At 58.0% G+C, this 24,389-nt stretch carries 25 protein-coding genes; 9 read left to right on the top strand and 16 right to left on the bottom strand.

Annotation, left to right across the window (positions count from 1 at the left end; genetic code table 11):
• Nucleotides 1–13: 13 nt before the first annotated feature.
• The 5 genes from FIV05_RS16055 (at nt 14) to FIV05_RS16075 (ending at nt 4,760) form a co-directional block, all read left to right on the top strand.
• Nucleotides 14–1,549, top strand: coding sequence for a hypothetical protein (locus tag FIV05_RS16055; protein WP_023000689.1), 1,536 nt, complete (start codon nt 14–16; stop codon nt 1,547–1,549).
• A gap of 271 nt (nt 1,550–1,820) precedes the next feature.
• On the top strand, nt 1,821–2,114 hold the full coding sequence (locus tag FIV05_RS16060) for a ribbon-helix-helix domain-containing protein (RefSeq protein WP_006932702.1): 294 nt from the start codon (nt 1,821–1,823) through the stop codon (nt 2,112–2,114).
• Nucleotides 2,115–2,227: 113 nt separating this feature from the next.
• Nucleotides 2,228–2,623, top strand: coding sequence for a VOC family protein (locus FIV05_RS16065; RefSeq protein ID WP_031269183.1), 396 nt, complete (start codon nt 2,228–2,230; stop codon nt 2,621–2,623).
• Nucleotides 2,624–2,646: 23 nt separating this feature from the next.
• Entirely contained in the window at nt 2,647–3,171 is a 525-nt protein-coding gene (locus tag FIV05_RS16070) for a Twin-arginine translocation pathway signal (RefSeq protein WP_152510257.1), read from the top strand.
• Nucleotides 3,172–3,188: 17 nt separating this feature from the next.
• On the top strand, nt 3,189–4,760 hold the full coding sequence (locus FIV05_RS16075) for a GMC family oxidoreductase (RefSeq protein WP_152510258.1): 1,572 nt from the start codon (nt 3,189–3,191) through the stop codon (nt 4,758–4,760).
• Nucleotides 4,761–5,049: 289 nt separating this feature from the next.
• Here FIV05_RS16075 and flaF read toward each other — a convergent pair whose 3' ends face one another.
• The 9 genes from flaF to FIV05_RS16120 all read right to left on the bottom strand — a co-directional run bounded on the left by flaF (nt 5,050) and on the right by FIV05_RS16120 (nt 14,576).
• The gene (gene flaF / locus FIV05_RS16080; RefSeq protein WP_075284275.1) at nt 5,050–5,415 is read right to left on the bottom strand and encodes a flagellar biosynthesis regulator FlaF; all 366 of its coding nucleotides are present in this window, start codon (nt 5,413–5,415) and stop codon (nt 5,050–5,052) included.
• Complete coding sequence (flbT, locus tag FIV05_RS16085; protein WP_006932693.1) at nt 5,297–5,791, bottom strand: flagellar biosynthesis repressor FlbT; 495 nt, start codon at nt 5,789–5,791, stop codon at nt 5,297–5,299. The genes flaF and flbT overlap by 119 nt, the downstream gene beginning before the upstream one ends.
• A gap of 92 nt (nt 5,792–5,883) precedes the next feature.
• Complete coding sequence (locus FIV05_RS16090) at nt 5,884–7,377, bottom strand: flagellin (protein ID WP_152510259.1); 1,494 nt, start codon at nt 7,375–7,377, stop codon at nt 5,884–5,886.
• 289 nt (nt 7,378–7,666) lie between these two features.
• Complete coding sequence (locus FIV05_RS16095) at nt 7,667–9,163, bottom strand: flagellin (protein ID WP_152510260.1); 1,497 nt, start codon at nt 9,161–9,163, stop codon at nt 7,667–7,669.
• A 690-nt stretch (nt 9,164–9,853) separates the two neighbouring features.
• Nucleotides 9,854–11,350, bottom strand: a complete 1,497-nt coding sequence (locus FIV05_RS16100) for a flagellin (RefSeq protein WP_152510261.1) — start codon at nt 11,348–11,350, stop codon at nt 9,854–9,856.
• A gap of 629 nt (nt 11,351–11,979) precedes the next feature.
• Nucleotides 11,980–12,375, bottom strand: a complete 396-nt coding sequence (locus FIV05_RS16105) for a hypothetical protein (protein WP_152510262.1) — start codon at nt 12,373–12,375, stop codon at nt 11,980–11,982.
• A 274-nt stretch (nt 12,376–12,649) separates the two neighbouring features.
• Entirely contained in the window at nt 12,650–13,144 is a 495-nt protein-coding gene (locus FIV05_RS16110; protein WP_023000699.1) for a hypothetical protein, read from the bottom strand.
• A complete protein-coding gene (locus FIV05_RS16115; RefSeq protein WP_023000700.1) occupies nt 13,141–13,452 on the bottom strand; it encodes a rod-binding protein in 312 nt (103 codons plus the stop codon). The genes FIV05_RS16110 and FIV05_RS16115 overlap by 4 nt, the downstream gene beginning before the upstream one ends.
• A complete protein-coding gene (locus FIV05_RS16120; RefSeq protein ID WP_023000701.1) occupies nt 13,452–14,576 on the bottom strand; it encodes a flagellar basal body P-ring protein FlgI in 1,125 nt (374 codons plus the stop codon). Before FIV05_RS16120 ends, FIV05_RS16115 begins: the two co-directional genes overlap by 1 nt.
• Between FIV05_RS16120 and FIV05_RS16125 the strand changes: the two genes are divergently transcribed.
• The 3 genes from FIV05_RS16125 to dksA all read left to right on the top strand — a co-directional run bounded on the left by FIV05_RS16125 (nt 14,557) and on the right by dksA (nt 15,911).
• Nucleotides 14,557–14,853, top strand: coding sequence for a hypothetical protein (locus tag FIV05_RS16125; protein WP_152510263.1), 297 nt, complete (start codon nt 14,557–14,559; stop codon nt 14,851–14,853). The genes FIV05_RS16120 and FIV05_RS16125 overlap by 20 nt on opposite strands.
• A gap of 56 nt (nt 14,854–14,909) precedes the next feature.
• Nucleotides 14,910–15,329: a flagellar assembly protein FliX gene (locus tag FIV05_RS16130; RefSeq protein WP_023000703.1), complete on the top strand. Its 420-nt coding sequence runs from the start codon at nt 14,910–14,912 to the stop codon at nt 15,327–15,329.
• A 165-nt stretch (nt 15,330–15,494) separates the two neighbouring features.
• Complete coding sequence (gene dksA, locus FIV05_RS16135; protein WP_006932683.1) at nt 15,495–15,911, top strand: RNA polymerase-binding protein DksA; 417 nt, start codon at nt 15,495–15,497, stop codon at nt 15,909–15,911.
• A 278-nt stretch (nt 15,912–16,189) separates the two neighbouring features.
• On the opposite strand, the gene FIV05_RS16140 is transcribed toward dksA, so the two are convergent.
• The 7 genes from FIV05_RS16140 to flgF all read right to left on the bottom strand — a co-directional run bounded on the left by FIV05_RS16140 (nt 16,190) and on the right by flgF (nt 23,562).
• Entirely contained in the window at nt 16,190–18,172 is a 1,983-nt protein-coding gene (locus FIV05_RS16140; RefSeq protein WP_209009678.1) for a bifunctional 2',3'-cyclic-nucleotide 2'-phosphodiesterase/3'-nucleotidase, read from the bottom strand.
• A 206-nt stretch (nt 18,173–18,378) separates the two neighbouring features.
• Nucleotides 18,379–19,185: a lytic murein transglycosylase gene (locus FIV05_RS16145; RefSeq protein ID WP_152510264.1), complete on the bottom strand. Its 807-nt coding sequence runs from the start codon at nt 19,183–19,185 to the stop codon at nt 18,379–18,381.
• A gap of 132 nt (nt 19,186–19,317) precedes the next feature.
• Nucleotides 19,318–20,082 (bottom strand): NAD(P)H-dependent oxidoreductase, encoded by a 765-nt coding sequence (locus FIV05_RS16150; protein WP_152510265.1) that lies wholly within the window; start codon nt 20,080–20,082, stop codon nt 19,318–19,320.
• A gap of 189 nt (nt 20,083–20,271) precedes the next feature.
• Nucleotides 20,272–21,021, bottom strand: coding sequence for a flagellar basal body L-ring protein FlgH (flgH, locus tag FIV05_RS16155; RefSeq protein WP_023000707.1), 750 nt, complete (start codon nt 21,019–21,021; stop codon nt 20,272–20,274).
• Complete coding sequence (gene flgA / locus FIV05_RS16160; protein ID WP_152510266.1) at nt 21,022–21,999, bottom strand: flagellar basal body P-ring formation chaperone FlgA; 978 nt, start codon at nt 21,997–21,999, stop codon at nt 21,022–21,024.
• Between the two features lie 17 nt (nt 22,000–22,016).
• Entirely contained in the window at nt 22,017–22,799 is a 783-nt protein-coding gene (gene flgG, locus FIV05_RS16165) for a flagellar basal-body rod protein FlgG (protein ID WP_023000709.1), read from the bottom strand.
• A gap of 22 nt (nt 22,800–22,821) precedes the next feature.
• On the bottom strand, nt 22,822–23,562 hold the full coding sequence (flgF, locus tag FIV05_RS16170; protein WP_152510267.1) for a flagellar basal-body rod protein FlgF: 741 nt from the start codon (nt 23,560–23,562) through the stop codon (nt 22,822–22,824).
• A 282-nt stretch (nt 23,563–23,844) separates the two neighbouring features.
• Between flgF and FIV05_RS16175 the strand changes: the two genes are divergently transcribed.
• Complete coding sequence (locus tag FIV05_RS16175) at nt 23,845–24,363, top strand: flagellar basal body-associated FliL family protein (RefSeq protein ID WP_152510268.1); 519 nt, start codon at nt 23,845–23,847, stop codon at nt 24,361–24,363.
• The last annotated feature ends 26 nt before the right edge of the window (nt 24,364–24,389 follow it).

The following is a 24,389-nucleotide window of genomic DNA, read 5'->3' on the forward strand; positions in this document are numbered from 1 at the left end:
GGTTGGGTGCGTTATGGCAGTTTCGAATATCACCACCTCCCGGACTTACCTGACCCGCCAACTCGGCGAGCTCAACGATCTGCTGGCAAGCAAGACAACCCAGCTCGCCAGAGGCAAGGTCGGTACCACATACGGCGAAGTAGGCGACCGCCGGCTTCTGGACATTCAGCTGACCCAGAAAGTCAGCATGATCGAGAGCTACCAGGACACCATCACCATCGCCAATTTGCACCTGCAGACCTCGACCATGTCGCTGGAGCGTCTGGAGGACATCCGGCAGGATGCTAAATCCGCGCTTGATACCAACGATTTCGTGCTGCAGGACGACGGGCAGACGCAGACCCAGTCTCGCGCCAAGCTGCTGTTGAATGAAGCGCTCAACATCCTGAACACGGAAGTCGCCGGATTTTACGTCTTTGGCGGCACGGATGCCGTTCAGGACCCGGTTGCCAAGATCGATGCCATTCTGGAAGGGGCGAACGGCCGAGACGGGCTGAAAACCGTCATGAGCGAGTATTCCCAGGCAAATCTGGGTGCCGGCAACAATGGCCGCACATCGACCTCCGCGCTGACAACCAACTACGCCGGCCCCGTGCCGACGGATTCCACCTTCACCATTGCGGAAGATGGAGCACATGATTTCGGTTTCGACATCGCATCTGTTGCCTCGACCCTGACCAACGTCGCGATCACCGGGCCTTCGGGCACCGATCCGGACAGCTTCGACGTTCAGTTCACCGGGCAGCCGGAACTTGGCGAGACCATTACGGTGGAATTCTCCTTGCCGCCTGATCACAGCGAGACGATCTCCATCGAGCTGACGGCAGCAAACAGCACGGCTGAAGACGGAACCTTCGCGATCGGCGCCGATCTTGAGGAAACGGCGCAGAACCTGCGCGATGCCCTGGAAGCGGAGATCGAGCACCAGGCTCAGACAACCCTTCGCGCCGTGTCGGACGAATGGGCTGCAGAAGAGTTCTTCAGGACGTTCGGTGGGGAAGAGCCACAGCGGGTAGACGGACCTCCCTTCGACAGCGCAACCGCGCTGATCGGTGGCGGCTCGACGACTGTCGCCTGGTATACGGGCCGCAACACGGCCACGGACGATCCGCGCACGGACAAGAACGCGGTGATCGACAGCAATCTCACGGTGAGCTACGGCGTTCGGGCCAATGAAACACCGCTGCAGGAACTGGTCCAGTCGCTTGCGGCTTTCATCGCTGCGGATTTTTCGGGCGGCTCGACGATCGACGAAGAGTATTACAATACCCTGTCGACCAACCTGCGCACGACCTTGCAGCCGCCAGGTGTCGATCAGTCCGGGATCACCGATATTGCCACGGACATTGCCATCACGCATCGGACAGTGTCGCTGACCGATGACCGGCATGTGCAAATGAAGAGCAGCTACGAAGGCACGATCGCGGATATCGAGGGAATCGACCAGGATCAGGTCGCGGCCGAGATCCTGCAATTGCAGACCAATATCGAGGTTTCCTACAGGGCCTCGTCGATCGTCTTCAATCTGACCCTGTCCGATTACCTCTAGGATCGCCCGGAACTTCCGGCTTTTCCCCGGGCGGTCTTCGCTCACCGTTGCCTGGACTGCCGGTCCGGGCCGGGAAAGGCCTTGAAATATTCCCCCTTTGGGGAAACACTCTCCTAGTTGCCTTTCTTCCCGACGGATATCCTCTGGTGTCCAGTTCCAACCGGTTTGCCGCCGGGGCCTTTGGCAACGGCGCGTTCTTTTCATTATCCCTTTTCAAAAAAATAGATCGCGGCATACCGCGAAAAGATCGACACCATGGGAGGGAGAGCCGATGTGTCACGTATTTGCCGGACAGGATCCGGAACGCTACGCCAGCCAGACCCGGCGGTTGCGGCTCAACGGACAGAGCACGAGCATCAGACTGGAAAATTCCTTCTGGGCGATTCTGGATCAGATTGCCGCGTCGGAAGGGGTGACGACACCGCATTTCATCTCGACGCTGCATTCAGAAGTGATCGAACTGCGCGGTGAACCGAAGAATTTCACATCGCTGTTGCGTTGCGCCTGTCTGAAGTTCCTCGAGATTTCGTCGAACCAGCACGCGGCTTCGATTGCCGCTGAATGACATTTTGCGCTGCAGCGCAAGTTTTACCGCTCGCAGTATAAGCATACTACCCGGGCGATAGTTGCCACGCGCTACGCTTCCGTCATGCAAATACAAGCAGAGCGGAGTAACGCGTGGCGAAAGCAATACATTCTATGATCCGTGTTCTGGAAGAGCACAGGTCTCTTTCCTTTTATGAAAAAGCATTCGGGCTGACCGTAGCGGATCGTCTGGATTTTCCCGATTTTACCCTGATCTACCTGCGTAACAGCGACTCCGGCTTCGAGCTGGAACTGACCGTCAACAAGGGGCGCACAGAGCCCTATGACCTGGGTGACGGCTATGGGCATCTGGCGTTCAGTGTCGATGACCTCGACAGCGAACACGCACGCTTCGAAGCAGCAGGTCTCAATCCAAGAAAACTGGTCGATTTCGCACCGGCGGGAGACGTCATAGCGCGCTTCTTCTTCGTTGCGGATCCCGATGGCTATCAGATCGAGGTGCTTCAGCGCGGCGGTCGATACGAATGAATTGAATTGAACGGGAGGAGAGCATGAAAACCGAAAACAGTCCGAGAGGTCTGACCAGACGACAGCTTCTGGCCCGGGCGACGGCGGCAGGCGCTGTCTTCGTCACCGGGACCGGATTTCTGGCAGCAAGGGACGGCGCCTGGGCGACGGAGCTGACGGCACTCAAGCCGGACAGTTTCGCGACGCTGGTGCAGATGGCGCGGGACATCTACCCGCACGACCATGTCGGCGACGAATACTATGTCATTGCCGTCAAGGGATATGACACGCCCGACCACGCCGAGGATATCGAGGCCGGTATCGAGGCCCTGAACGGAGCAGCCCAGGGGAGAGGGCATGCTTCCTATCTTGCGATCGGCTGGGAACGTGACAGGGCAGACCTGCTGCGGTCCATGGAGGACAGCCCGTTCTTTCAAAGGGTCAGGGGCGGACTGGTAACGGGGCTCTACAATCAGAAAGCAGTCTGGCCGCTGTTCGGCTACGAGGGAGCTTCCTATGAACTGGGCGGCTACATCGACCGGGGCTTCAACGACATCAACTGGCTTTGAGCCTTAGGGAGGAAACCATGGCTGCACCATTTGACCTGAATGACGACACGGTTGTCGTCGTGATCGGAACGGGCGCCGGTGGCGGTGTGCTTGCCAACGAGCTGGCGCAGAAGGGCGTGAGTGTCGTGGCTCTGGAGGCGGGCGGACGCTATCTTCCGGATGATTATGTCAACGACGAGTGGGAAAGCTTCGGGCAGCTTGCCTGGGTCGACCCCAGAACCACGTCGGGCGACTGGCGGGTTGCAAAGGACTTTTCCGGCCTGCCGGCCTGGATCGTCAAGGCCGTCGGGGGAACCACCGTTCACTGGGCCGGGGCGTCGATCCGCTTCCAGCCACATGAGTGGAAGGCAAAAACGTCCTACGGCAACGTCCAGGGAGCCAATCTGCTCGATTGGCCGCTGGATGCGGAGGAAATGGACCCCTGGTACACGCTTGCCGAAACAAAGCTGGGCGTGACGCGCACAGGGGGGCGGGCCGGACTGCCGGGCAACAACAACTACCTGGTGTTCGAAAAGGGCGCCAAGGCGCTCGGCTACAAGGAAGTCCATACAGGCCGGATGGCCATCAACTCGGACGACTACGACGAGCGTATTGCCTGCCAGCAGACCGGTTTCTGTTTTCAGGGCTGCAAATGGGGAGCGAAGTGGTCCGCCGCCTACACGGATATTCCGCGGGGCGAGGCAACCGGAAATCTGGAAGTTCGCGACCAGGCCCATGTCGCACGAATCCTGCACGACGATGCAGGCAAGGTGACCGGGGTCGAATACTTCGACAAGGACGGCAATCTGCAGCTTCAGAAAGCCCGTGTCGTCTGCGTTGCCGGCAATTCCTTCGAAAGCCCGAGGCTGTTGCTGAATTCAGCGTCTTCCATGTTCCCGGACGGTCTTGCCAACAGCTCCGGCCAGGTCGGTCGCAATTACATGCGCCATACTACAGGCTCGGTCTATGCCATTTTCGACCAGCCGGTGAAGATGTGGCGTGGAACAACGATGGCGGGGATCATTCAGGACGAAGCTCGTCACGACCCGTCCCGCGGCTTTGTCGGCGGATATGAACTTGAAACCCTGGCTCTTGGACTGCCGTTCATGGCGGCGTTTCTTGATCCGGGGGCGTGGGGCCGGGAATTCACAAGTGCGCTCGACGGTTACGAGAACATGGCAGGCATGTGGATCGTCGGTGAGGACATGCCCCAGGAAACCAACCGAGTCACGCTCAATCACGACGTGAAGGATGGTTTTGGCCTGCCGGTGGCGAATGTCCATTTCGACGATCATCCCAACGACGTCGCAATGCGAAATCATGCCTACAGGCAGGGAATGGCCATCTACGATGCCGTCGGGGCGACCCGGACCTTCCCGACGCCGCCTTACCCGTCTACCCACAATCTGGGCACCAACCGGATGTCGGAAAATCCGCGCGACGGGGTGGTCAACCGCTGGGGGCAAACCCACGACATTGCCAATCTGTTCGTGTCGGACGGGTCCCAGTTCACCACGGGCGCTGCCGAAAACCCGACCCTGACGATCGTGGCACTCGCCATCCGTCAGGCCGATCATATCGCGCGGGAAATGAGTGCCGGCAATCTGTAGTCCCGTGAGGGCCGGCTTCCGGAAGGCTGGGCTTTCGAAGCCTGGCCAACGCGGAGGCTTTGAATGGATTGCCGGGCTCGCACAGGGCTGGTGCTGAATATCTCATGGCTGCAAATCCTGCCCGCAGCTTGAGGACCCGCTGATCTCCGGTGGAGGCTTCCTCCGTTTCCGCTGGAGGAGGGCAGGTGAACGTTGCAGTCAAGAGAAAGGCCGCCGAGGTTACCCTGGCGGCCTTTCTTGATCTTCTATCTTGTTTTCCGAGGCTGTTCTTGAACCGGCCGCGCCGGGATCAGGACCTCAGACCCTCGGCAATCGAACGATTGATGCTGATGAGGGTATCGAGCTTGTTTTCATCGTCAGTCGTCATGACTGTCATGGTCTGCTTGAACACGAACACGCCCAGCGAGGCGATGTTGTTCTTGATGTCCTGAGGCAGTTCGCTTTCAGGACTGGTCGCGGACGTCACGAGAATTGTCCAGAGCTTGCGGTTGTACACCAGGGCGTCATCTTTTTCCGCAAGCGAGGAATTTGCCCATTCATCCTTGATCAACTGAAGCCGGGCTGCGGCCTTCATCAGCAGATTCGCTTCCAGCTCCCTCGGTGACATCGCCACCTGGCTTGTTTTCTGGTAAGCCTGCGCTGCCTGTTTGTACATGACTGATCAGCGTCCCTTCGTACTCGATGAGCTTACGTGCTTCTTTCAGTGCTTTATAGAAGGCGCCGGTTAGTATGGCGTTACTAATCCTGGTGACAAAAGGGATCGTACTCGGCGCGGCTTTCACTATGTCATTGACGAGGCTGAAGTAACTCTCCTGTATCTTCTCCAAGTCAGTTGACAGATACATCAGCTGAACGGCCAGGTAGACCCGTTTGGCTGGTGTATCTGCAGTGGCCGGCGTGAGAATATCCTTTTCTCGCAGAATGGGAGCCTGGCCTTCGATAAAGAGGCGAGTGCGTTGATTGTCATTGGTGATAACGCTTTCCCCAATGATAATTCGCTCGCCCGGTTTCAGCTCGACCTTGAGCGCCATTCCGTGACCTCCACGCAGAAGTATCGCTGTGAAACGTTAACGAAATCGTTAACGATTTGCCCCCGATACCTTAATGATAAATGCCGCCGGTGTTAACCGAACAGGCTCAAGACGCTCTGATCTGCCTGGTTGGCCAGAGACAGAGCAGTCGAAGAAAGCTGCTGACGGGTTTGCAGCGCCAGCATGTTAGCACCTTCTTCGTTCATGTCCGCAATAGTTAGGTGGCCAGCGCCAACCTCCAGCGTGTTGATCAGATTTTGGGTGAAATCGGTCCGGATTTCCACAGTCGAAAGAGCCGTACCCATCGAACGGGCCGCACTACGAAGCTCGTCGAGCGCCGCGTTGATGGCCTGAAGCGTTCGATCGATATCCGTATCCGACTTGAACTCGGACGGAGCCGCCGTCAGTGACACGATTCCTGTCGTCGATCCGAGCGTCGTTCGGTTGAAGTCACTGTTGCTGCTGGAAATGTCGAAAGAGACTTCGCCGATAAGGCTGATGCTGCCGCCCGAGAAGGTGGCATCCAGGCCCTTTACGTTGTTGATGAAGGTCACGAGATCGCTGACCGTGGTTTCTTCGTCGATCTCCAGAGAGGCAGGTTCGAAGCCGTTGCCGTCAGTGATCGTGATCGTGTCGCCGGCCTGGAAGCCGCCGGAGGAAACCAGCGTTGCCGTGGAACTGAGAGGAGACACCGTCATCGTGGTCGTTGTGCCGCCGGTGTCGCCACCGTCCGTTGCTGCGCCGCCGCCGGTGTTGTCCTTGGAGATATAGAGGGCGTTGTCGAGACCGGACGTGATGGTGATGGAGTCCGTGGCTTCGTCAAAAGTGGCGTGAACGCCGTTCAGATCGTTCAATGCGTCCACGTAGTCCTGCACCGTGGTGATGTCGGTACCGACCGTCAGGTTGGTGGTGCCGGAGGAATCCGTGATGCTGACAACGTTGCCGGTTGCCCAGTCGGCGAGGTCCGTCAGATTCGAGGACGCCTGCAGGCCTGACAGGGAAATGGAGGTGGTGCCGCTGAAGAGATTGAAGGACGACGTACCGGTGCCTCCGGCATCCAGGTCATCCAGATTGAGACCGTCATCTAGTGAAGTGTCTGTAAAGTCTACCGGATTAACGGTCAGATTCGAGGTGCTGTCCTCGTTGAAGATAACTTCCAGCTCGTTGCCGGCTCCGGCAAGAAGGTTCTTGCCCTTGTAGCTGGAGTCCCGTGCCATGTCCTCGATCTGCTCAAGCAGGTCGTTGTACTGGCTGGTGAACAGCTTGCGTTCGTATTCACTGGAGGTCTGCAAGGCCTGGTTCGCGATGGCCTTGGCCGATTCCACAAGTTTGGTGATCGACGTGATGCCCTTGTCTGCTGCGCGGATCGTCTGAACCGCCTGGCCCATGTTGTCCAAGAGGTTCGAGAGATCGCTCGCGCGGTCGTTCAGGGATTGTGCCGTGAAATAGGAGTTCGGATTGTCGAGCGCCGTGTTGACCTTCAGACCCGTTGCCAGGCGCGTTTGCGTGATCGACTGCAAATCCGCCGTCTGTTTCAGCGACAGGAGATTGTCCCGGACAGCACTGGAGAGAACAATATCAGGCATCAGACTTCACCGCTTTCCCTATTCAGGTCTCGCCAAAGGCAACATGCGGGTAATCCAAGTCGAGCATGCACCTTTGCCGTAAATCTAAATGGAAAGTTAATCACTGATGCACGTATTAACGTCCCGTAAATAAAAGTTACCAAAAGGTTTCTTTTAAGATATTGATTCTCAATGATAAAAAATTTCGGGTTCAGACAGTAATTCACGGCGTAAACGAAAACGGCGGACCAGTGGCCCGCCGTTTCTGATGCTTGTCTGTGAGTCGTGCGTCCGACTGATTCTCTTTGAATTAGAAGAGGGATAGCACGGTCTGGTCCGCCTGAGAGGCGAAGGACAGAGAGGTGGAAGCAAGCTGCTGACGGGTCTGAAGGGCCAGCAGGTTTGCACCTTCCTCGTTGGTGTCGGCCAGGGTCAAAAGACCTGCACCTTCCTGCAGTGTATTGATCAAGGTCTTCGTGAAGTCTTGCCGGATCTCTACTGTGGAGAGGTTCGTACCGAATTCGGAAGCCTGGGACCGCAGGTTTGACAGACTGGTGTTCAACCGGTCTATGACGCGGTTGATGTTCGTGTCCGTAGCGAACCCACTGTCGGAGATAGCTTCGATCACGATGCCATCCGCGTCGGCGGTGAAGCCGGAGCTGTTGAAGTCCGTGTTGTCACTGGTCAGAGACAGGTCGGTTTCCGAAGTGATGGTGATACGACCGGAGCCGTCATCGAACTTGGCCGAGACGCCGTTGAAGTCGTTGATGAAGTTTTCCAGATCGTCAACGGTGCTGTCTTCTTCAACTTCGAAAGTGCCGAGCTCGTAGCCGTTACCGTCCGTCAGCGTCAGAGTATCGCCAACTGCAAAGGAACCGGAGTCGATCAGGGCATCCGTGGTCGAGGAGAATGCGGTTGCGTCGACGAGGGTGCCTGTAAAGCTCGTGGTCGCAGAACCGTTACCACCGATGTAGAAGTCTTCATCGGAGTAGATGGTCAGTTCGCCCGTGCCGTTGTCGAATTCTGCACGAACACCGGCAATGGCGTTGAGGCCATCAACCAGATCCTGAACGGAAGCCGTCGAGGAAACACCACCGGAGAGCACGGCCGGGTTGGTGGCAGTGTCGTTGACGAAGGACAGGCTCTGGGTCGTGGAGATCAGAGTGGAGTCCGACAGGGTGGAGGAAGTGTTCAGAGCAGAACCGCCTGCATCCTGCAGGGTGATGACGGTCTTGCCGCCCTGCAGCTGCAGGGAAGAGGTTGCACCTTCGCCTTCTGCCAGGTCGGAAAGGTTCAGACCGGTGGACAGTGCGGTGTCGGTGTAGTCGACCGCTTCAATTGTCAGCTTGGAGGTCGCATCTTCGTTGAAGATGGTGGTCAGGTCGTTGCCGTCACCTGCAAGCAGGTTCTTGCCTTTGTACGAGCTGTCCTTGGCGACATCTTCGATCTGTTCCAGCAGGGCGTTGTACTGTGCTGCGTAGGTTTTACGCTCGTACTGGCTTTGGGTCTGCAGGGCCTGGTTGGCTTTCGCCTTCGCGGTTTCGACCAGATCCGTGATGGTCTGAATGCCTTTGTCCGCGGCTTTGATGGTCTGCAGGGACTGGCCCATATCGTCCAGCAGGGTGCTGAGATCGCCTGCGCGGGAGTTCAGTCCGGATGCCGTGAAGAAGCTGTTCGGATTGTCCAGCGCGGAGTTCACCTTCATGCCGGTTGCCAGCTTGTTCTGGACGCCCGACATCAGGTCTGCAGTGGATTGAAGTGTGAGGAGGTTTTGCCGCACGGCGGCTGACAGCGTAATGTCACGCATCGAATTATCCCTTTCCTGGGTCAAATTTCAACTGCTCTTCCTGAGCAGGTTGGGACCGATCATCGAGCGTTAACCTTAATCAATGGTTAAGCGCCTGAAAAATAGGGTTATCAGGAGGTTAACGCCGTTTTGCCCCCTGTCTGAACTGTCAGGCGCAATGCTTTCAGGTGCCGATGCAGGGTTCCAAAAAGTGCCAGTGTCTTTACAGCGAGGGCAGGGTGCCTGGTTACGGCGACAGGCATGCAAAGCCCGGAGTCCCGCGGGTTTTGTCCTCGTCGGGTTCAGGAGAGACAAGTGTTCTCAAAAAAAATCATTGCGTGGCTTCACGGGAGGTGGCGCCGGCCTTGCATGTTTGCGCTGGCGTCGAGAAGGGCCTGAGTAGCCGCTGCAATTCGAAGGAATGGGTGCAGGCTGCGAGCCGCGTTTATATCCACCGGAGCCAGAATCTTAACGATTGGGATCAGGCAAGGCTTTGAAACCGATGTTCGGGAAGAGGGGAGGTTTCGGGTTGAGGGCGTGTCTTGGGCGTGGGCTTGGGGAGTGGGTTTGGGGAGTGAGGCCAGGTACAGATGCGCTTAAAGTTTTCCGCGGGCGCGAACGGCTGGATCGGGAAACGCGCTTGAGGATCCGGAAACAAGAAAAGCGGGCCGTGGCCCGCTTTCCAATGTCGTTCTAACCGAAATGTCTGGCTTAGAAGAGACGCAGAACGTTCTGGTCTGCCTGTGCTGCGAAGGACAGCGAGGTAGAAGCCAGGCTCTGGCGAGTCTGCAGGGCCAGCAGGTTTGCACCTTCTTCGTTGGTGTCGGCCAGCGTCAGCTTGCCTGCACCTTCTTCCAGCGTGTTGATCAGGTTCTTGGTGAAGTCCTGACGGTTTTCAACGATGGAGAGGTTGGTACCGAAGGAGGAAGCCTGCGTTCTCAGGTTCGACAGTGCAGTGTTCAACCGGTCAACTGTACGGTTGATGTCCGTATCCGTCGCAAAGCCACTGTCGGAGATCGCCGAGATGCCGATACCGGTGGTATTTGCGGTGAAGCCGGAGCTTGCAAAGTCGTCGTTGTCACTGGTCAGCGACAAGTCGGTTTCCGAAGTGATGGTGATGCGGCCAGAGCCAGTGTCGAAGTCAGCGGAGACGCCGTTGAAGTCGTTGATGAAGTTTTCCAGATCATCAACCGTGCTGTCTTCTTCAACTTCGAAGGAGCCGAGCTCGTAGCCGTTGCCGTCCGTCAGCGTCAGAGTGTCGCCAACAGAGAAGGAACCGGAGTTGATCAGGGCATCCGTGGTCGAAGAGAACGCAGTCGCGTCGACGAGGGTGCCTGCAAAGCTCGTGGTCGCAGAACCGTTACCGCCGATGTAGAAGTCTTCATCGGAGTAGATGGTCAGTTCGCCCGTGCCGTTGTCGAATTCTGCACGAACACCGGCAATGGCGTTGAGGCCATCAACCAGATCCTGAACGGAAGCCGTCGAGGAAACACCACCGGAGAGCACGGCCGGGTTGGTGGCAGTGTCGTTGACGAAGGACAGGCTCTGGGTCGTGGAGATCAGAGTGGAGTCCGACAGGGTGGAGGAAGTGTTCAGAGCAGAACCGCCAGAATCCTGCAGGGTGATGACGGTCTTGCCGCCCTGCAGCTGCAGGGATGCGGAAGCGCCTTCGCCTTCTGCCAGGTCGGAAAGGTTCAGACCGGTGGACAGTGCGGTGTCGGTGTAGTCAACAGCTTCAATGTCGAGCTTCGAAGTGGAGTCTTCGTTGAAGATGGTTCTCAGGTCGTTGCCTTCACCTGCGAGCAGGTTCTTGCCTTTATAACCGGAGTCCTTCGCCAGGTCTTCGATCTGCGTCAGCAGGTCGTTGTACTGAGCAGCAAACTGCTTGCGCTCGTACTGGCTCTGGGTCTGCAGGGCCTGGTTGGCCTTTGCTTTTGCAGATTCAACGAGCTTGGTGATGCTCGAAATACCCTGGTCGGCTGCCTTCAGGGTCTGCGTGGACTGGCCCATGTCGTCCAGAAGAGTGGACAGGTCGTTTGCACGGGAGGTCAGGCCGGAAGCCGTGAAGAAGCTGTTCGGATTGTCCAGAGCGGAGTTCACCTTTTTACCGGTCGCCAGTTTGTTCTGGACGTCCGACATGAACTGTGCGGTGGACTGAAGGGTGTTGAGGTTCGCGCGAACCGCGCTCGACAGAGTAATGTCGGCCATTTTGTGTCCTTTCTAGGAGTACAAGATACGAGGACCCTTCCTGGGTCCGAGGGACATCTATCGGCGCTTTCTTGTAAGAAGTTCTAAACAAAGATGGTTAGCGTAAATTAACCTTAACAGCCCCCTAAGCCGAGCAACTAAAATCATTGCCAGAAAAAGTTGAGTATATTGTTTTGAAAGACAAATTTTATCTGAGTAAAGATCTTAACAAGGGGCAGCGAAAGCTTGAAGAATGCCTCTTGTCAGGTGCTCGGGCAGCGCAAGTTTCCCCTAAAGGCGGTCGACTTGTCTGAAACCTGACGGATCTGTTAACTCGTGTGCGGAACGAGACCGGTGAAGGTACCGAAATCGAGGACGATAGACAGATGCGCCGGCAAGACGCGACGGGCCGAATGCACGTTGGGTTTGCCGGCATGCTTCATAGAGCAAGCGTCAGGCAACGCGCTTGAGGAGGCTGCAAGCGATCAGTTCAAAGACCGTGTGGGGGCGAAGCTGAAGGCGTCGCTGGAGGAGGCCGCAACCCTGCAGGAGAGGATTGAGGAAAGTCGAGCAGACAGGGGATTGCCAAGGTCACAGTAAAGCCGGGCGCCGTTGGGAAACGGGCAGGGTATGTGGATGGCTGCGCCTGATCAGATAACTCGTTGAACCGGTTCTGCCTGGGGCTGGGTCTGCCGGGTTTCTATCGACTCGTTGTACGCCCTCAGACGAAGCAATGTCTCTGCAGGTATCTGCCGGACGACCTGACCGGTTTCGGTGTTGGTCGCGACATAGACCAGGGCATCATATTCCGGGTCGATGATGTTCTGGCGTTCGACCGTGGAAGAAAACCGTTCGCCAAACGAGCGCTGGTCGCGCTCGTTGTTCGCACTGCGCTGTGGGTTTTGCGTCTCGGTGGATGGTCTTACGGTCTCTTCGACCGGAAGGTCCGTTTCAACTGATGGAGCATTGCGCTCCGGAGCCCGCGCTACCGGCGTAATCGCCGTATATGTCGGCGATGGCGGCCGGGCCAATCCCGTGTCCAACATCTTTTCCTCCGGGTGACTAACAACTTTTACCCGATCAATCTGGAAAGATAACGTAAGGGAATGAATCGTCTGTTAACGGAATGATTAGACTTTTAAGGATCGCGATCTATCCGGTTGCGCCTGTTCCTGATTCGCTCTCGCAGTCCCGTCCTGCCGTTCGGGGAAACCTCTGGGCAGGTTTCGCGAGGGGGATAAATACACGAAAAGCTCCCGGCGGGGAGCTTTTCATCATTTCAGGATACCCGGCGTGGTTCTTGCTAGCTGTCAGCAATCATCACAGCGACTGATTGACAGCAATGCCCCGAGCGGATTGCGGTCCGGTTGGCGCAGAACCGTTTCGTCCGTAAGTGGTCGGTGCATTGGCATTCTTGGCACCGGCGACCTTGGCGACGGTTGCGACGATGTTATTGGCAACGTCTCTTGCCGTTGAAAGAACTGCCAGGTTGATGCGCAAAACCGGCTGGAATTCGCTGTGCTGGCGACGCAGCGACTGGGTGGAAGCCGGGGAAAGATTGCCCAGGGCGACCGCGTGTTCCTTCGCTGTCATCATGCCGCGGGTGTATTCGTGGATCAGCCGGGCCTTGTCGGGCTGCAGTTCACCAGCTTCCCGGAGTTTACCGGCCCTGACCAGATCGGTTTCCATTTCGATCACCGACAGGAGGGCTTCCATGGTGCCGGACAAGGCAGAGCAGAACTGCTCGGCTTCCTGCTGGCTGGTAGGCCGCTCAAGGGAAAACGGAAAGGTGGATGCGTTGGGTTGTGCGGTCATCTTGACCCCTCCTGCAATGCGAGCAGTTCACGTTCCACGCTGTCGGCAAGGCCGATGCCGCCTGTTTGGGCGATGTTGCGTGCATATTCGTCGACCAGAAGGCTCTGCCAGGCATCCGCCCCGTGGCCTTTGCCCCAGGTGCCGCCGTTTTCAAGGCCGGTGAACATGTTCTGGAGCATGGTGTTCAGGAAAACGGCCTCAAACTCTTCGGCGGCCTCGCGAACGCGCGTCTTGTTGGTCCGGTCGACGCCGCGCAGCGTGTCCAGCGGGCTTTGTTGAAAGGATGTCGGTGAAACAAGCTCGGCCATCACAGCACCTCGATATCGGCCTGGAGGGCACCTGCGGCCTTGATGGCCTGCAGGATCGAAATCATGTCGCGCGGACCGATCCCGAGAGCGTTCAGACCATCAACAAGCTGCTTCAGCGTGACGGTTTGCGGAACGATGGCGAGTTTGGAACCTTCCTCATCCACGGTGACGTCAGAGCGCGGCACCACCGCGGTCTGGCCGTTTGCGAAGGGCAGCGGCTGCGAGACCTGCGGTGATTCAGCAATCGTCACGGTCAGGTTGCCCTGGGCAACGGCGACCATGGAAACCTTCACGTCCTGTCCCATGACGATGATGCCGGAGTTCTCGTCGATGACGATGCGGGCTGCCAGATCCGGTTCGACGATCAGCTGCTCGATGTCCGTGAGAAGATCGACGATGTTGCCGTCATACTGCTGCGGCAGATCGATGCGTACGGTTGCCGGATCAAGCGGTTCGGCTGTCGGCATGCCGATCAGTTCGTTGACAGAGAGCGCGATGCGCCGCGCGGTGGTCAGATCCGGATTGCGCAGGGCGAGACGAAGCGTGGTCAGCGAAGCCAGCTTGAATTCCAGTTCGCGTTCAACAAGGCCGCCGTTGGCGATCCGTCCGGCGGTGGGAACACCGCGAACAACCGACGCGGCATCCGCCTGTGCGGAAAAGCCGCCGATCGCGATCGAACCTTGGGCGATTGCGTAGACTTCACCATCGGCACCGACCAGCGGTGTGACCAGAAGCGTGCCACCCTGAAGCGATTCTGAATCGCCGAGGGCGCTGACGTTGACGTCGATCCGGGTACCCTGTGTGGAGAAGGGCGGCAGGTTGGCAGTCACCATGACGGCCGCGACGGTGTTGGTGTTCAGGTCGATGTTGCGGGTGTTGACCCCGAGACGTTCCAGCATAGCCTGCAGGCTCTGCTGCGTGAAAGGCGAATTGTTGAGCGAGTCGCCGGTACCATTCAGGCCGACCACAAGGCCGTAACCGATCAACTGGTTCTCGCGAATGCCTTCGAAATCGGCAATATCCTTGATACGGGAGGCGGCGTGTACCGGTGCCAGCAAAGTTGTTGCAGCAACGGCTGCGGCAGCACCCAGAAGTGCCAGCCGCTTGAACCCTCCGCAGATCATTTCACCAATTTTTCGCATTACCGATCTGGCCCGCCATCGTGTTTCCGGCTTTGCTGCCGGGATACATATATTCGAAATGCGCAATGCGAGAGCCGTGCCACTTTTTACAAAGGCGTTGGTTCTTTCCATAAAAGTGGCGGAAATCCGGGCTCTTTGCTGGTATGATCACGAGCATATCCACGCAAAACTGTCGCTTGAGGTTAAAGAAATGCACCTGTTGGTCGGCAAATATTGCCTCACCCCCAAGGACTCATTTACCCTTCTCGGCAGAATCTGACGGGCAGAGCCACTCCATGCGCCAGAATTGCCGTCAGTCTGACTGGAAGATCGATCATGCGTATTACAGGCAATAAACCCATTTCCGGCGTTCAGGGACGAGGCGCCAAGAAGAGCGTTTCTTCAAACGGCGACCAGTTCGCACCGGACCTCGGGGGTGAGGTTTCACAGTCTTCCCAGACCGCGGGCGGTGCGTCCATTCAGGGCATGGATGCCTTGCTGGCCCTGCAGGAGGTTGACGACCGCGCCGAGCGCCGATCTCGCGCTACCAAGCACGGGCACAATCTGCTGGACACACTGGAGTCGGTGCGGGCGGATCTGCTTGCCGGACACGTGTCGGAGGACCGGCTGGAGCTGCTCGCCAGGCAGGTTTCCAAACGCCAGTCGAGTGGTGATCCTGAGGTTGATTCGGTGCTCGAGGAGATCGAATTGCGGGTCAAAGTCGAGCTTGCAAAGCTCGGCCGATTCCAGGATTGAGCGTGCACACAAATCGATAAAATTTGTCGGCTTAGTGTCCAAAATTTACGCAACGTCTTGAAAGGTATAAACTTTCCTTGACGCCATTTTTAGCAAATGAACCGTTGTCCGCTGGCGGAACCGCCTATATATTGCGCCCGGCATAACGGTAATCCGGAGCTATCGATGACGGTTGAAATTGAGTCTGAATATCGACCCTCGGAAGACGAGCCGTTCATGAATGACAGGCAGCGCGAGTACTTTCGGAACAAGCTGCTTGTGTGGAAAGAAGAGATCCTGAAGGAAAGCAAGGAAACCCTCGCCAATCTTCAGGAGGAAAGCCAGAACCATCCTGACTTTGCCGACCGTGCGTCGTCCGAAACGGATCGGTCCATCGAACTTCGCGCCAGGGACCGTCAGCGGAAACTGATCTCGAAGATCGATGATGCCTTGGAACGCATTACAGACGGAAGCTATGGCTATTGCGAAGAGACCGGCGAGCCGATCTCTCTTCGGCGCCTCGAGGCGCGCCCGATCGCGACTTTGTCGATCGAGGCTCAGGAAGCCCACGAGCGTCGGGAAAAAGTGTATCGCGACGACTGATTTCCAGAAAACGGCCGGTTTGCCGCACAGACGGCAGATCCGTAACGACTTTCAAGACCTTCCCCTCGTGGGAAGGTTTTTTTATGTCTGTGGGCAGCTTTCCCATGCCGACCGCAGGCACGCCTCTCCCTGAGGGGGACCTTCAGGTCCGCCTCGAAGGATGGGCAGCACACTCTCAAGCAAGCGGCCCATCCTTCGAGACAGCGCTATGCGCTTCCTCAGGATAAGTTTTTTGGGGGACCTGCTCGTTCAAGCAGGCTTACGAATGTCGAGACCGTTCAAAGTGTGATCCGGTAACGGGCGAAACCATCTGCACCGTCGCCTGCCGGTTCGATCCGGACACCTTCCACGGAGGCGGCGTGTTCCGTGCCACCCGGGCCGGTTTCGAACAGGACGCTGGTATCCGGCATCGGTTTGAACGACCAGTTGGCATCTGCCGAAGGGTTGATCGTACCCTGTTCGACAATGTAGCGCACCAGGACGTCGCGATTGGTGTCCGGGCCGACGAAAACGACAACGTCGTCGCTGATGCCGGGGAAATTGCCGCCGCCACCTGCACGGTAATTGTTGGTCGCGACCACGAAGGTTGCTTCGGGGTCAAGCGGTGCGCCGTTGAACTCCAGGTTCACGATACGGCTGGCGTCCGGATTGAGGACTTCGCCTTTCGCGGCGTATTTCGATGGCTGGCTCAGGTCTATCTGGTAGGTGACACCGTCGATCACATCGAAATTATAGCTTGGAAACTCCGGGTTGATCAGTGTCTGGTCGGCCTTGCCCGGCTCGATTTGCTGGAAAATTCCGGCTGAACGTTCCAGCCATTCCTTCACCGTGCTGCCCTTGATGGCGACCGCGCGAATGGTATTCGGATACAGGTAGAGATCGGCCACGTTCTTGATGGCGACATCGCCGACCGGAACATCGGTGTAGTAGTCCGGGCCGCCACGACCGCCAGCCTTGAAAGGCGCTGCTGCGGAAAGAACCGGCAGGCCTTCCCATTCCGTACCCTTCAGCATCTGTTCGATGTACCAGATCTGCGCCTTTGAAACGATCTGGACGCTCGGGTCGTCGGCCACGAGGGCGAAATAGGAATGCAAGGGAGCCGACGTCTTGCCGACGGGGCGGCGGACATAGGCAAGGGTTGCCTCGTGATCTTCCTTCACCGCATCGAGTACATCCTGCTGGCTCTCCACCAGCGGTGTTACGGTTCGACCTTCTTTTTCGTAGATCGGGCGTGCTTCGGTCATGAAATTGGCGACACGCCAGCCGTTGCCGTCGCGCTCGATCATCAGGTCGATGACGCCCAGATGCGATCCCCAGAAGCCGCCCATCGCGGCAGGCTTGCCGAACAACGTGCCTTTCTCGCTGTCGATACCCGGCAGTCCCTCATACTGGGGACCGGGGAAGACCAGATGCTGGTGACCGGTAAAGACGGCGTCGATCCCGTCCACGCCGGCAAGGTGCAGTGAGGCGTTTTCCATGCCTTCGGAATAATCGTTGGCGTCAATCCCCGAGTGGGAGAGGGCGATTACCAGGTCGCAGCCCTGTTCGCGCATCTCCGGAACGAAGGCCTTGGCGGTTTCGATGATGTCACGCGCATTGGCGTTGCCTTCCAGGTGGCGGCGGTCCCAGTTCATGATCTGCGGTGGCACGAAGCCGATGAAGCCGATCTTGATCGGATAGGACTTGCCGGCACCGTCGGTGACCTGTTTTTCAACGATCACATAGGGCTTCAGGAAAAGGGCGTCGTCTCGCGGGTTGCCGGCCAGCGTGCTTCCCTTGACAAGATTGGCGCAGACGACGGGGAAATTGGCACCGGCCAGCACCTTCATCATGAAGTCCAGGCCGTAGTTGAATTCGTGGTTGCCGAGTGTTGCCGCGTCGAATTCGAGAACGTTCATGCCTTTGATGACTGGGTGCAGGTCACCTTCGTTCATGCCGCGTTCATAGGCGACATAGTCCCCCATCGGGTTGCCTTGCAGAAAGTCGCCATTGTCGACCAGAACCGAGTTTGTGGCCTCGTTCCGGATATCGCGGATCAGTGTGGCTGTCCGGGCGAGACCGGCGGTGTCGACAGGTTTGTCGCTGTAATAGTCGTACGGGAAAACATGGACATGGAGGTCCGTCGTCTCCATCAGGCGAAGGTGAGCCGTACCTTCCTTGGCCAGAACGGAATAGGGGTGCAGAGCTGCCGTGAAGCCAGTTGCCGCCGCGCCCATCAAAAGGGTGCGCCGTGAAATCGATAAGTCTTTGATGCTGGACATGGAATGGCTCCTGTTCGGTCGCTCGGCGATTGGTGTCGTTCAGCCTTGCGGAACAGCGCAAGCCGGACCGACAGCTGCCGGTGCCAGCCGGGCGGCATGTTTCCGCGGAACACGGTTTTGATCCGCAAGGATTACAACCGTATGACGCAAATTGCTGCCCGGATCGTCAGTTTTGTCAAGCAGGTTTATGGGGCGTCAAGCGGGCTCTACTCGCTGATCTGGCCAGCCATGACCGAGATCGTTTCCACGTAGACACTGGCCTTGTTCCATTGTTTCAGAACGTTGTAATTGGCGGTGCCGGGGCCCCAGCCCTGGCCGCGGCGCCAGCCTTTCTGGGCCAGGTAGTTTGCGGTGGAAGCCAGCACATCCGGGATCGAGCGGATCAGGTCCTTGCGGCCGTCGCGGTCATAATCGACCGCGTAACGGACATAGCTGGTGGCGAGAAACTGGGTTTGGCCGAGTTCGCCGGCCCAGGCACCTTTCATTTCGGCCGGCTGCATGTCACGGCTCTGCACGATCTTGAGCGCGGCGACCAGTTCGGCGGTGAAGAAATCGGACCGGCGGCAATCATAGGCCAGCGTGGCAAGGGATTGCAGGACCGGCATGTTGCCGGAGAAGCTGCCGTAGTTGGTTTCAAGCCCCCAGATCGCCAGAAGTACAGGTGCGGGAACGCCATATTTCTTTTCGATGCCACGGAAGATGCGGGCGTAGGTCTTGCCGAGCTGCTTGCCCCGCCGGATCATCGCGTTGTTGACCCGCTTGGCATAGAACTGGTTGAAGCTGAGCTTGAAGGATTTCTGGTTCCGGTCGAGCGAGACCACCTTCTTGTTGTACTTCACGTTTTTCAACGACGGTTCAACGACCCTTTTCTTGAGGCCGTAGCTTTGGGAATTAGCAATGAACGACTGTTTCCAGGCTTCAAATCCGCCAGGGCCGTTGCCGCAGCTTGCACTCCAGGCAGAAGGTGCGGACAGAAGAACAAAACCAAAGACGAATGCAGAAAGGAGGCGCATCGAATCCCCGCTGGGCCAATATAAGATTACCTACATTCTATCCGAAAAAACGGTAGCGTCATCCGGCAGATACAGGAAAAAGAGGTGTGGAAGCGGACAAATCCGGTCTCGTCTTTGCCGGTTGCCGCAAAATCAGGGGTCGTGCCGGATGAAGTGGCTGTAAGATGGCGCGCCCGGGCTAAGGGTGCCGGCGCGGTCGAATTCGCTGTCGGCGTTGAAGCTGATCTTCGGCAGCGTTTCGAACCTTGCGATCGTCTCCCGGTGGCCTTCGATCTCGTTTTGAAGTCGCGTTTCCAGGTCTTCCTTTGCCTCACCCTTGTGATAACCGTGAACACCGTGGACGATCCTGGGAACCAGAACATCGAAACCCAGATAGCGCAGTGTGTAGGCGAGTGGCCAAAGCAGCATCTGAATGTCGCCTTCCTTGCCGTTGTGGGCACTTTCGCTCGCCTTGGATCCGGTCGTGACGCAGAAAAGAACCGGCTTGTTCCTGAAATGGCCGGTATCGAAACGGTTGGAGGTGTCGTGCAGGCCGCCGTTGGCCAGCACGCGCTCGCACCAGCCCTTCAGGATGGCGGGTGGGGCGAACCACCAGACCGGAAAATGAAACACGATCCGGTCCGCCTGGCGCAGCTTCTCGACTTCTTCCGAAACAGCCGCGGGAAGGTTCCCGGTTTTTGAGGCAGCTTCCTGTGTTTTCAGAACGTCGTAAGGTTCAGTGACAATCTCCTCCACGTAATGCGCTGCGCGCTCCGCCGGATCGAAGCCAAGCTGGTAGAGGTCTGACCAAAGCACCTCATCGCCTTCAGATCGGCACGCGGCTTCGGTTGCGCGCGCCCAGGTAGCGTTGAAGGAAGTCTGAGCAGGGTGGGCGAGAACGATGAGGGTGGTGGTCACGCGGTGGGGTCTTCCGGAATGAGCGACAAATCAGGCAACGGGTCACACCCTAAACGGTCTTTTCCGGCCTGGAAATGAGAACGGGCACGATGCTCGGGGAGCGAGACATCGTGCCCGTCATCAGCCGGGCCGGCGACGCTTCTAGAACGCGTCGCCGGATTCGGCCGGGGGACTGAGAAAGGTTTGGGATCAGAAGGGGAGCAGGATATCCAGCACCTGGTTGCCGACCCGTGGCTGCTGGACATCGGTAATCTGGCCGCGGCCACCATATCCGATCCGCGCTTCGGCGATCTGCTCGCTGGCGATGCGGTTATCCGACGTGATGTCCTCAGGTCTGACGATACCGGCGACGATCAGCTCGCGGACTTCGAAGTTCACACGAACTTCCTGACGGCCTTCGATCACCATGTTGCCGTTCGGCAGAACCTGGGTCACCACGGCGGCGACGGTGGTCTGCAGGACTTCGTTGCGGTCGACGCTGCCGTCGCCCGAGAAGCTGGAGTTGCTGTTGACGTTGGCAAGGTCGCTGGCGGCAGAACTTGCCGGCAGGAAGATGGTGTCGATTGCCGTTCCGAGTGCGCCACCAACATCGGCGCCGCTGGACTCAGACCGGCTCCGCTCGGTCTTGTTGTCGATCTCGGCCTGGTCGTCGATGGTGACGACGACAGTCAGGATGTCACCGACCTGGCTGGCGCGCTGGTCCTTGAAGAAGGCGCGGCTGCCGGACTGCCACAGCGAATTCGGATTGTAATGAGCCTGCTGCGGTTCCGGCATGGGCATCTGCACCGGCCGGTAGCCCGGAGTGGTGGTCGGATCCTGAATGGCGTTCAGGGCTGGCTGCTGGCCGACATTTGCGAGTTTGTCCGCAGTGCCGCAACCCGCGGCGAGGGCGGAAAGGGCGATGCTTGCCAGCAGGTGTCTGGGAAAGGTGCTCAGCATTTAGTTTTTCTCGCTGTTCAAGCTTGCAACAATTGGATTGGCGGCGTGAACGCGTACTTGGCCGCGGGAGGTAATCGTCGCCGGCACGATGCGCCGCGACTGCAGGTTCATGACATCGATCACGTCGCCCTTGGCACCGGTATCCATGGCCTGGGCCCGTGAAGTCAGTTTCATGCCCGGCATGACATAGGTGACGGTGATCTTCTCACCGCGTTCGATCAGGATCGGGCGCTGGACGTCATTGCGGGACAGGGGCGAATTCGCACGCAAGGTGGTGCGGGCCTGCTTGCCGACAATGTCTTCCATTTCGGTGAGGGCACCTGCCGGTACCTTGGTGCGGGCTTCGCGAATGATGTTCAGGTCTTCTTCACGAACAATGTCGCCGCGGCGCACGGGCTGCACCAGAACCAGCACATCGACCATCTCCGTCGCAACGCCGGTCAGGGTCAGAGGCTCGGTTCCGAACTCGACCGCGACGGCTGCGTGGATGGTGAAGCGGCCGTTCGACTGGGACCATTCTACCCGGTCGATGCGGATCGGATCGTGTACCTTGGGATCGGCGAGAACCTGATCCGGTGCCTGCAGCAAGCGGATATCCAGGCGCTCGGGATCGATGCCGGCATTGCGGTCTGCCAGAGCCTTGCGGGCAAGGCCGGCAAGCTGGTCACGGTTCAGCCTTGTTGCCCCGCGAAAGACGACGACGGTTCGCAGGCCGTCGGTGCCGGCCGTTTCGAGGCCGGCCGCGCGAGCGCGTTCGGCGACGACATCCGCAGGCACATTGCCGGAGGTCCCCATATCCGGAGAACGGAACAGCGGCTTGGATGCCAGCAGACCGGCATTGGAATAGAAGTCGCCAACCGTCACGATGTCCGACAGGGTCATGACCTGCGACCGGAGTACGGGTTTTTCGTCCGCCAGGGCGGGCAGGGACAGCAAGCCCGCCAGCAGCAACCCGACTTTCAGCAGATGTCTCATCATCGTCTCAAGCCTCGGTCCTAGCGGAGGTTCGTGGTGGTGGAATACATCTCGTCGGCTGCCTGGATGATCTGTGAGTTCATCTCATAGGCGCGCTGTGCGGAAATCAGGTCGGCGATTTCCGTGACTGCATCCACGTTGGCCATTTCAAGAAAATACTGCTGCACCGTGCCGTAGCTCTCATCGCCCGGATTGCTGGTATCCGGTGCGCCGCTGGCGTCTGTTTCCAGGTAGAGGTTGTCGCCAATGGCTTCGAGACCTGCCTTGTTGACGAAACGGGCAAGCTGGATCTGGCCGAGCTGAACAGTATTGCCGCCCTGGTCGACACCCTGAACGACACCGGTGTTGGAAATGGTGACGTCCTTGACCGTTTGCGGAATGGTGATGCCCGGATTGACGGAATAGCCGTCGATGGTCACCAGTTGCCCGTTGGCATCGCGCTCGAAGGAACCGTCACGGGTATAGGCCGTCGTTCCGTCCGGCATGTCGATCTGGAAGAAGCCTTCACCGCGGATGGCCAGATCCAGTTCCTTGCCGGTCTGCTCGAGAGAACCCTGGGACATGATGCGGCCGGTGGCTGCGATCTTCACACCGGAACCGATCTGGATACCGGTCGGGACGATGGTGCCGGAATCCGATGTTTCCGTGCCCATGCGACGCAGGTTCTGGTAGAGCAGGTCCTGAAAGTCGGCCCGCTGCTTCTTGAAGCCTGTCGTGCGCATGTTGGCGACGTTGTTCGAAATGACTTCGACGTTCAGTTCCTGGGCCTTCATGCCAGTTGCGGCGATATGAAGTGCTTTCATGGTAGTGATCCCTTAAAGGCGCTTAGGCCTGAATCTTGCCGAGAGTGGAGATCGCCTGCCGGCGCAACTCATCCAGGTCTTTCACGATCTTGGAAGTGGAGTCGTAAGCGCGCGTCACTTCGATGAGGCGCGTGACTTCCGTGATGCCGTAGACGTTGGAGCCTTCAACGGCGCCCTGCACCATGCGGACTTCCTGGGCCGGTATCGGGTCTTCAGCCTTGAACATCGTGTTGCCGATCTTCTCCATCGTCCGAACGTCTTCGAAGTCAACGACCTTGATGCGGCCGCGAATGCCAAGACGGGTGGAGATCGTGCCGTCCTGGGCAATCTCGACGCGGCCATCCTGTTCGTTGAAGGAGATCGGACCCTGTTCGGTCATCACAGGGCTGCCGTCTGCCGAGATCAACTGGCCGGTCGAGTCGAGCGTGAACGCGCCGCTGCGCGTATAGGCTTCGGTACCGTCCGGCATCTGGACCGCGAAAAAACCATCACTGTTGAGGGACAGGTCGAATTCGTTACCCGTCATCTTGATCGGGCCATGCGTGAAGTCGGTCCGTGTCGTAAACATATCGACATAGGAAATGGCGCGGTCCTGCGGCTCAAAAGCCGTGCCGTCTGCCACCGGCATGACGTATTCCGAAAAATGCAGATTCTGCGACTTGAACCCGGACGTATTGATGTTCGCCATGTTGTTGGCGATCACATCCAGATGGTTCCGCAGGATCGATTGCCTTGATAAGGCAACTAGTTGAGCGTTCTCCATAGTGAACGGTTCCCTTCGTGCTCCCCGAGTAAGCCGGCCGATCTCCCCAGATCCGCTGGCTCGTTAAGGTTAATGCACGAGGCGTGCCAGTTTTTAAATCCTTGGGAAATCTGGGTAAAAAACAAAAGGGGCGGGTGCACGCGGCAAGAGATTCCGGCAGAAGTTAACCACTTGGCAATTTTTGCCCGGTGACTCGCGTTAATGGCTCGGTAACCATTCGTTAACCATTAACTCTTTAGTAATAAATAAGCGCGCGCGAGCGCCTGCAGATCGGAGTGCGGAATGACAGACGAAAACGCCGCAGCCGGAGAAGACGGCGAGGATGGAGCTGAAGCTGGTGGCGGTGGCCGCAAGAAGAAGCTTATCCTGTTCGGCGGCATCGGTCTGGTGGTTCTGCTCGCCGCGGGTGCGGCGGCCTATTATTTCCTGATGGGATCGAGTGCACCGGCACCGGCACCGGTTCCCGGAGAAACGGAAGCGCCGCAGGAAGTGCAAAAGCCGGTGGTCTTCTATGACCTTCCGGAAATGACGGTGAATTTGGCGACGGAAGGGCGCACGACCTATCTGAAGGTCAGGATTGCCCTGGAAGTCGAGAACCGTGCGATGATCGACCAGATCCAGCCGTATCTGCCGCGCATCCTGGATGCGTTTCAGATCTATCTGCGCGAGCTTCGCCCTGCGGACCTGGAAGGGTCTGCCGGTTTGTTCCGCCTGAAGGAAGAATTGCTCAGACGGATCAATCTGTCGGTTTATCCGGCGAAAGTTGAAGGGGTACTGTTCAAGGAAATCCTTGTCCAGTGACTTTGTGAATGGCTGATATCGACGAC

This window comes from Labrenzia sp. THAF191a, assembly GCF_009363335.1.
In the GTDB taxonomy this organism is placed as follows: Bacteria; Pseudomonadota; Alphaproteobacteria; order Rhizobiales; family Stappiaceae; genus Roseibium; species Roseibium algicola.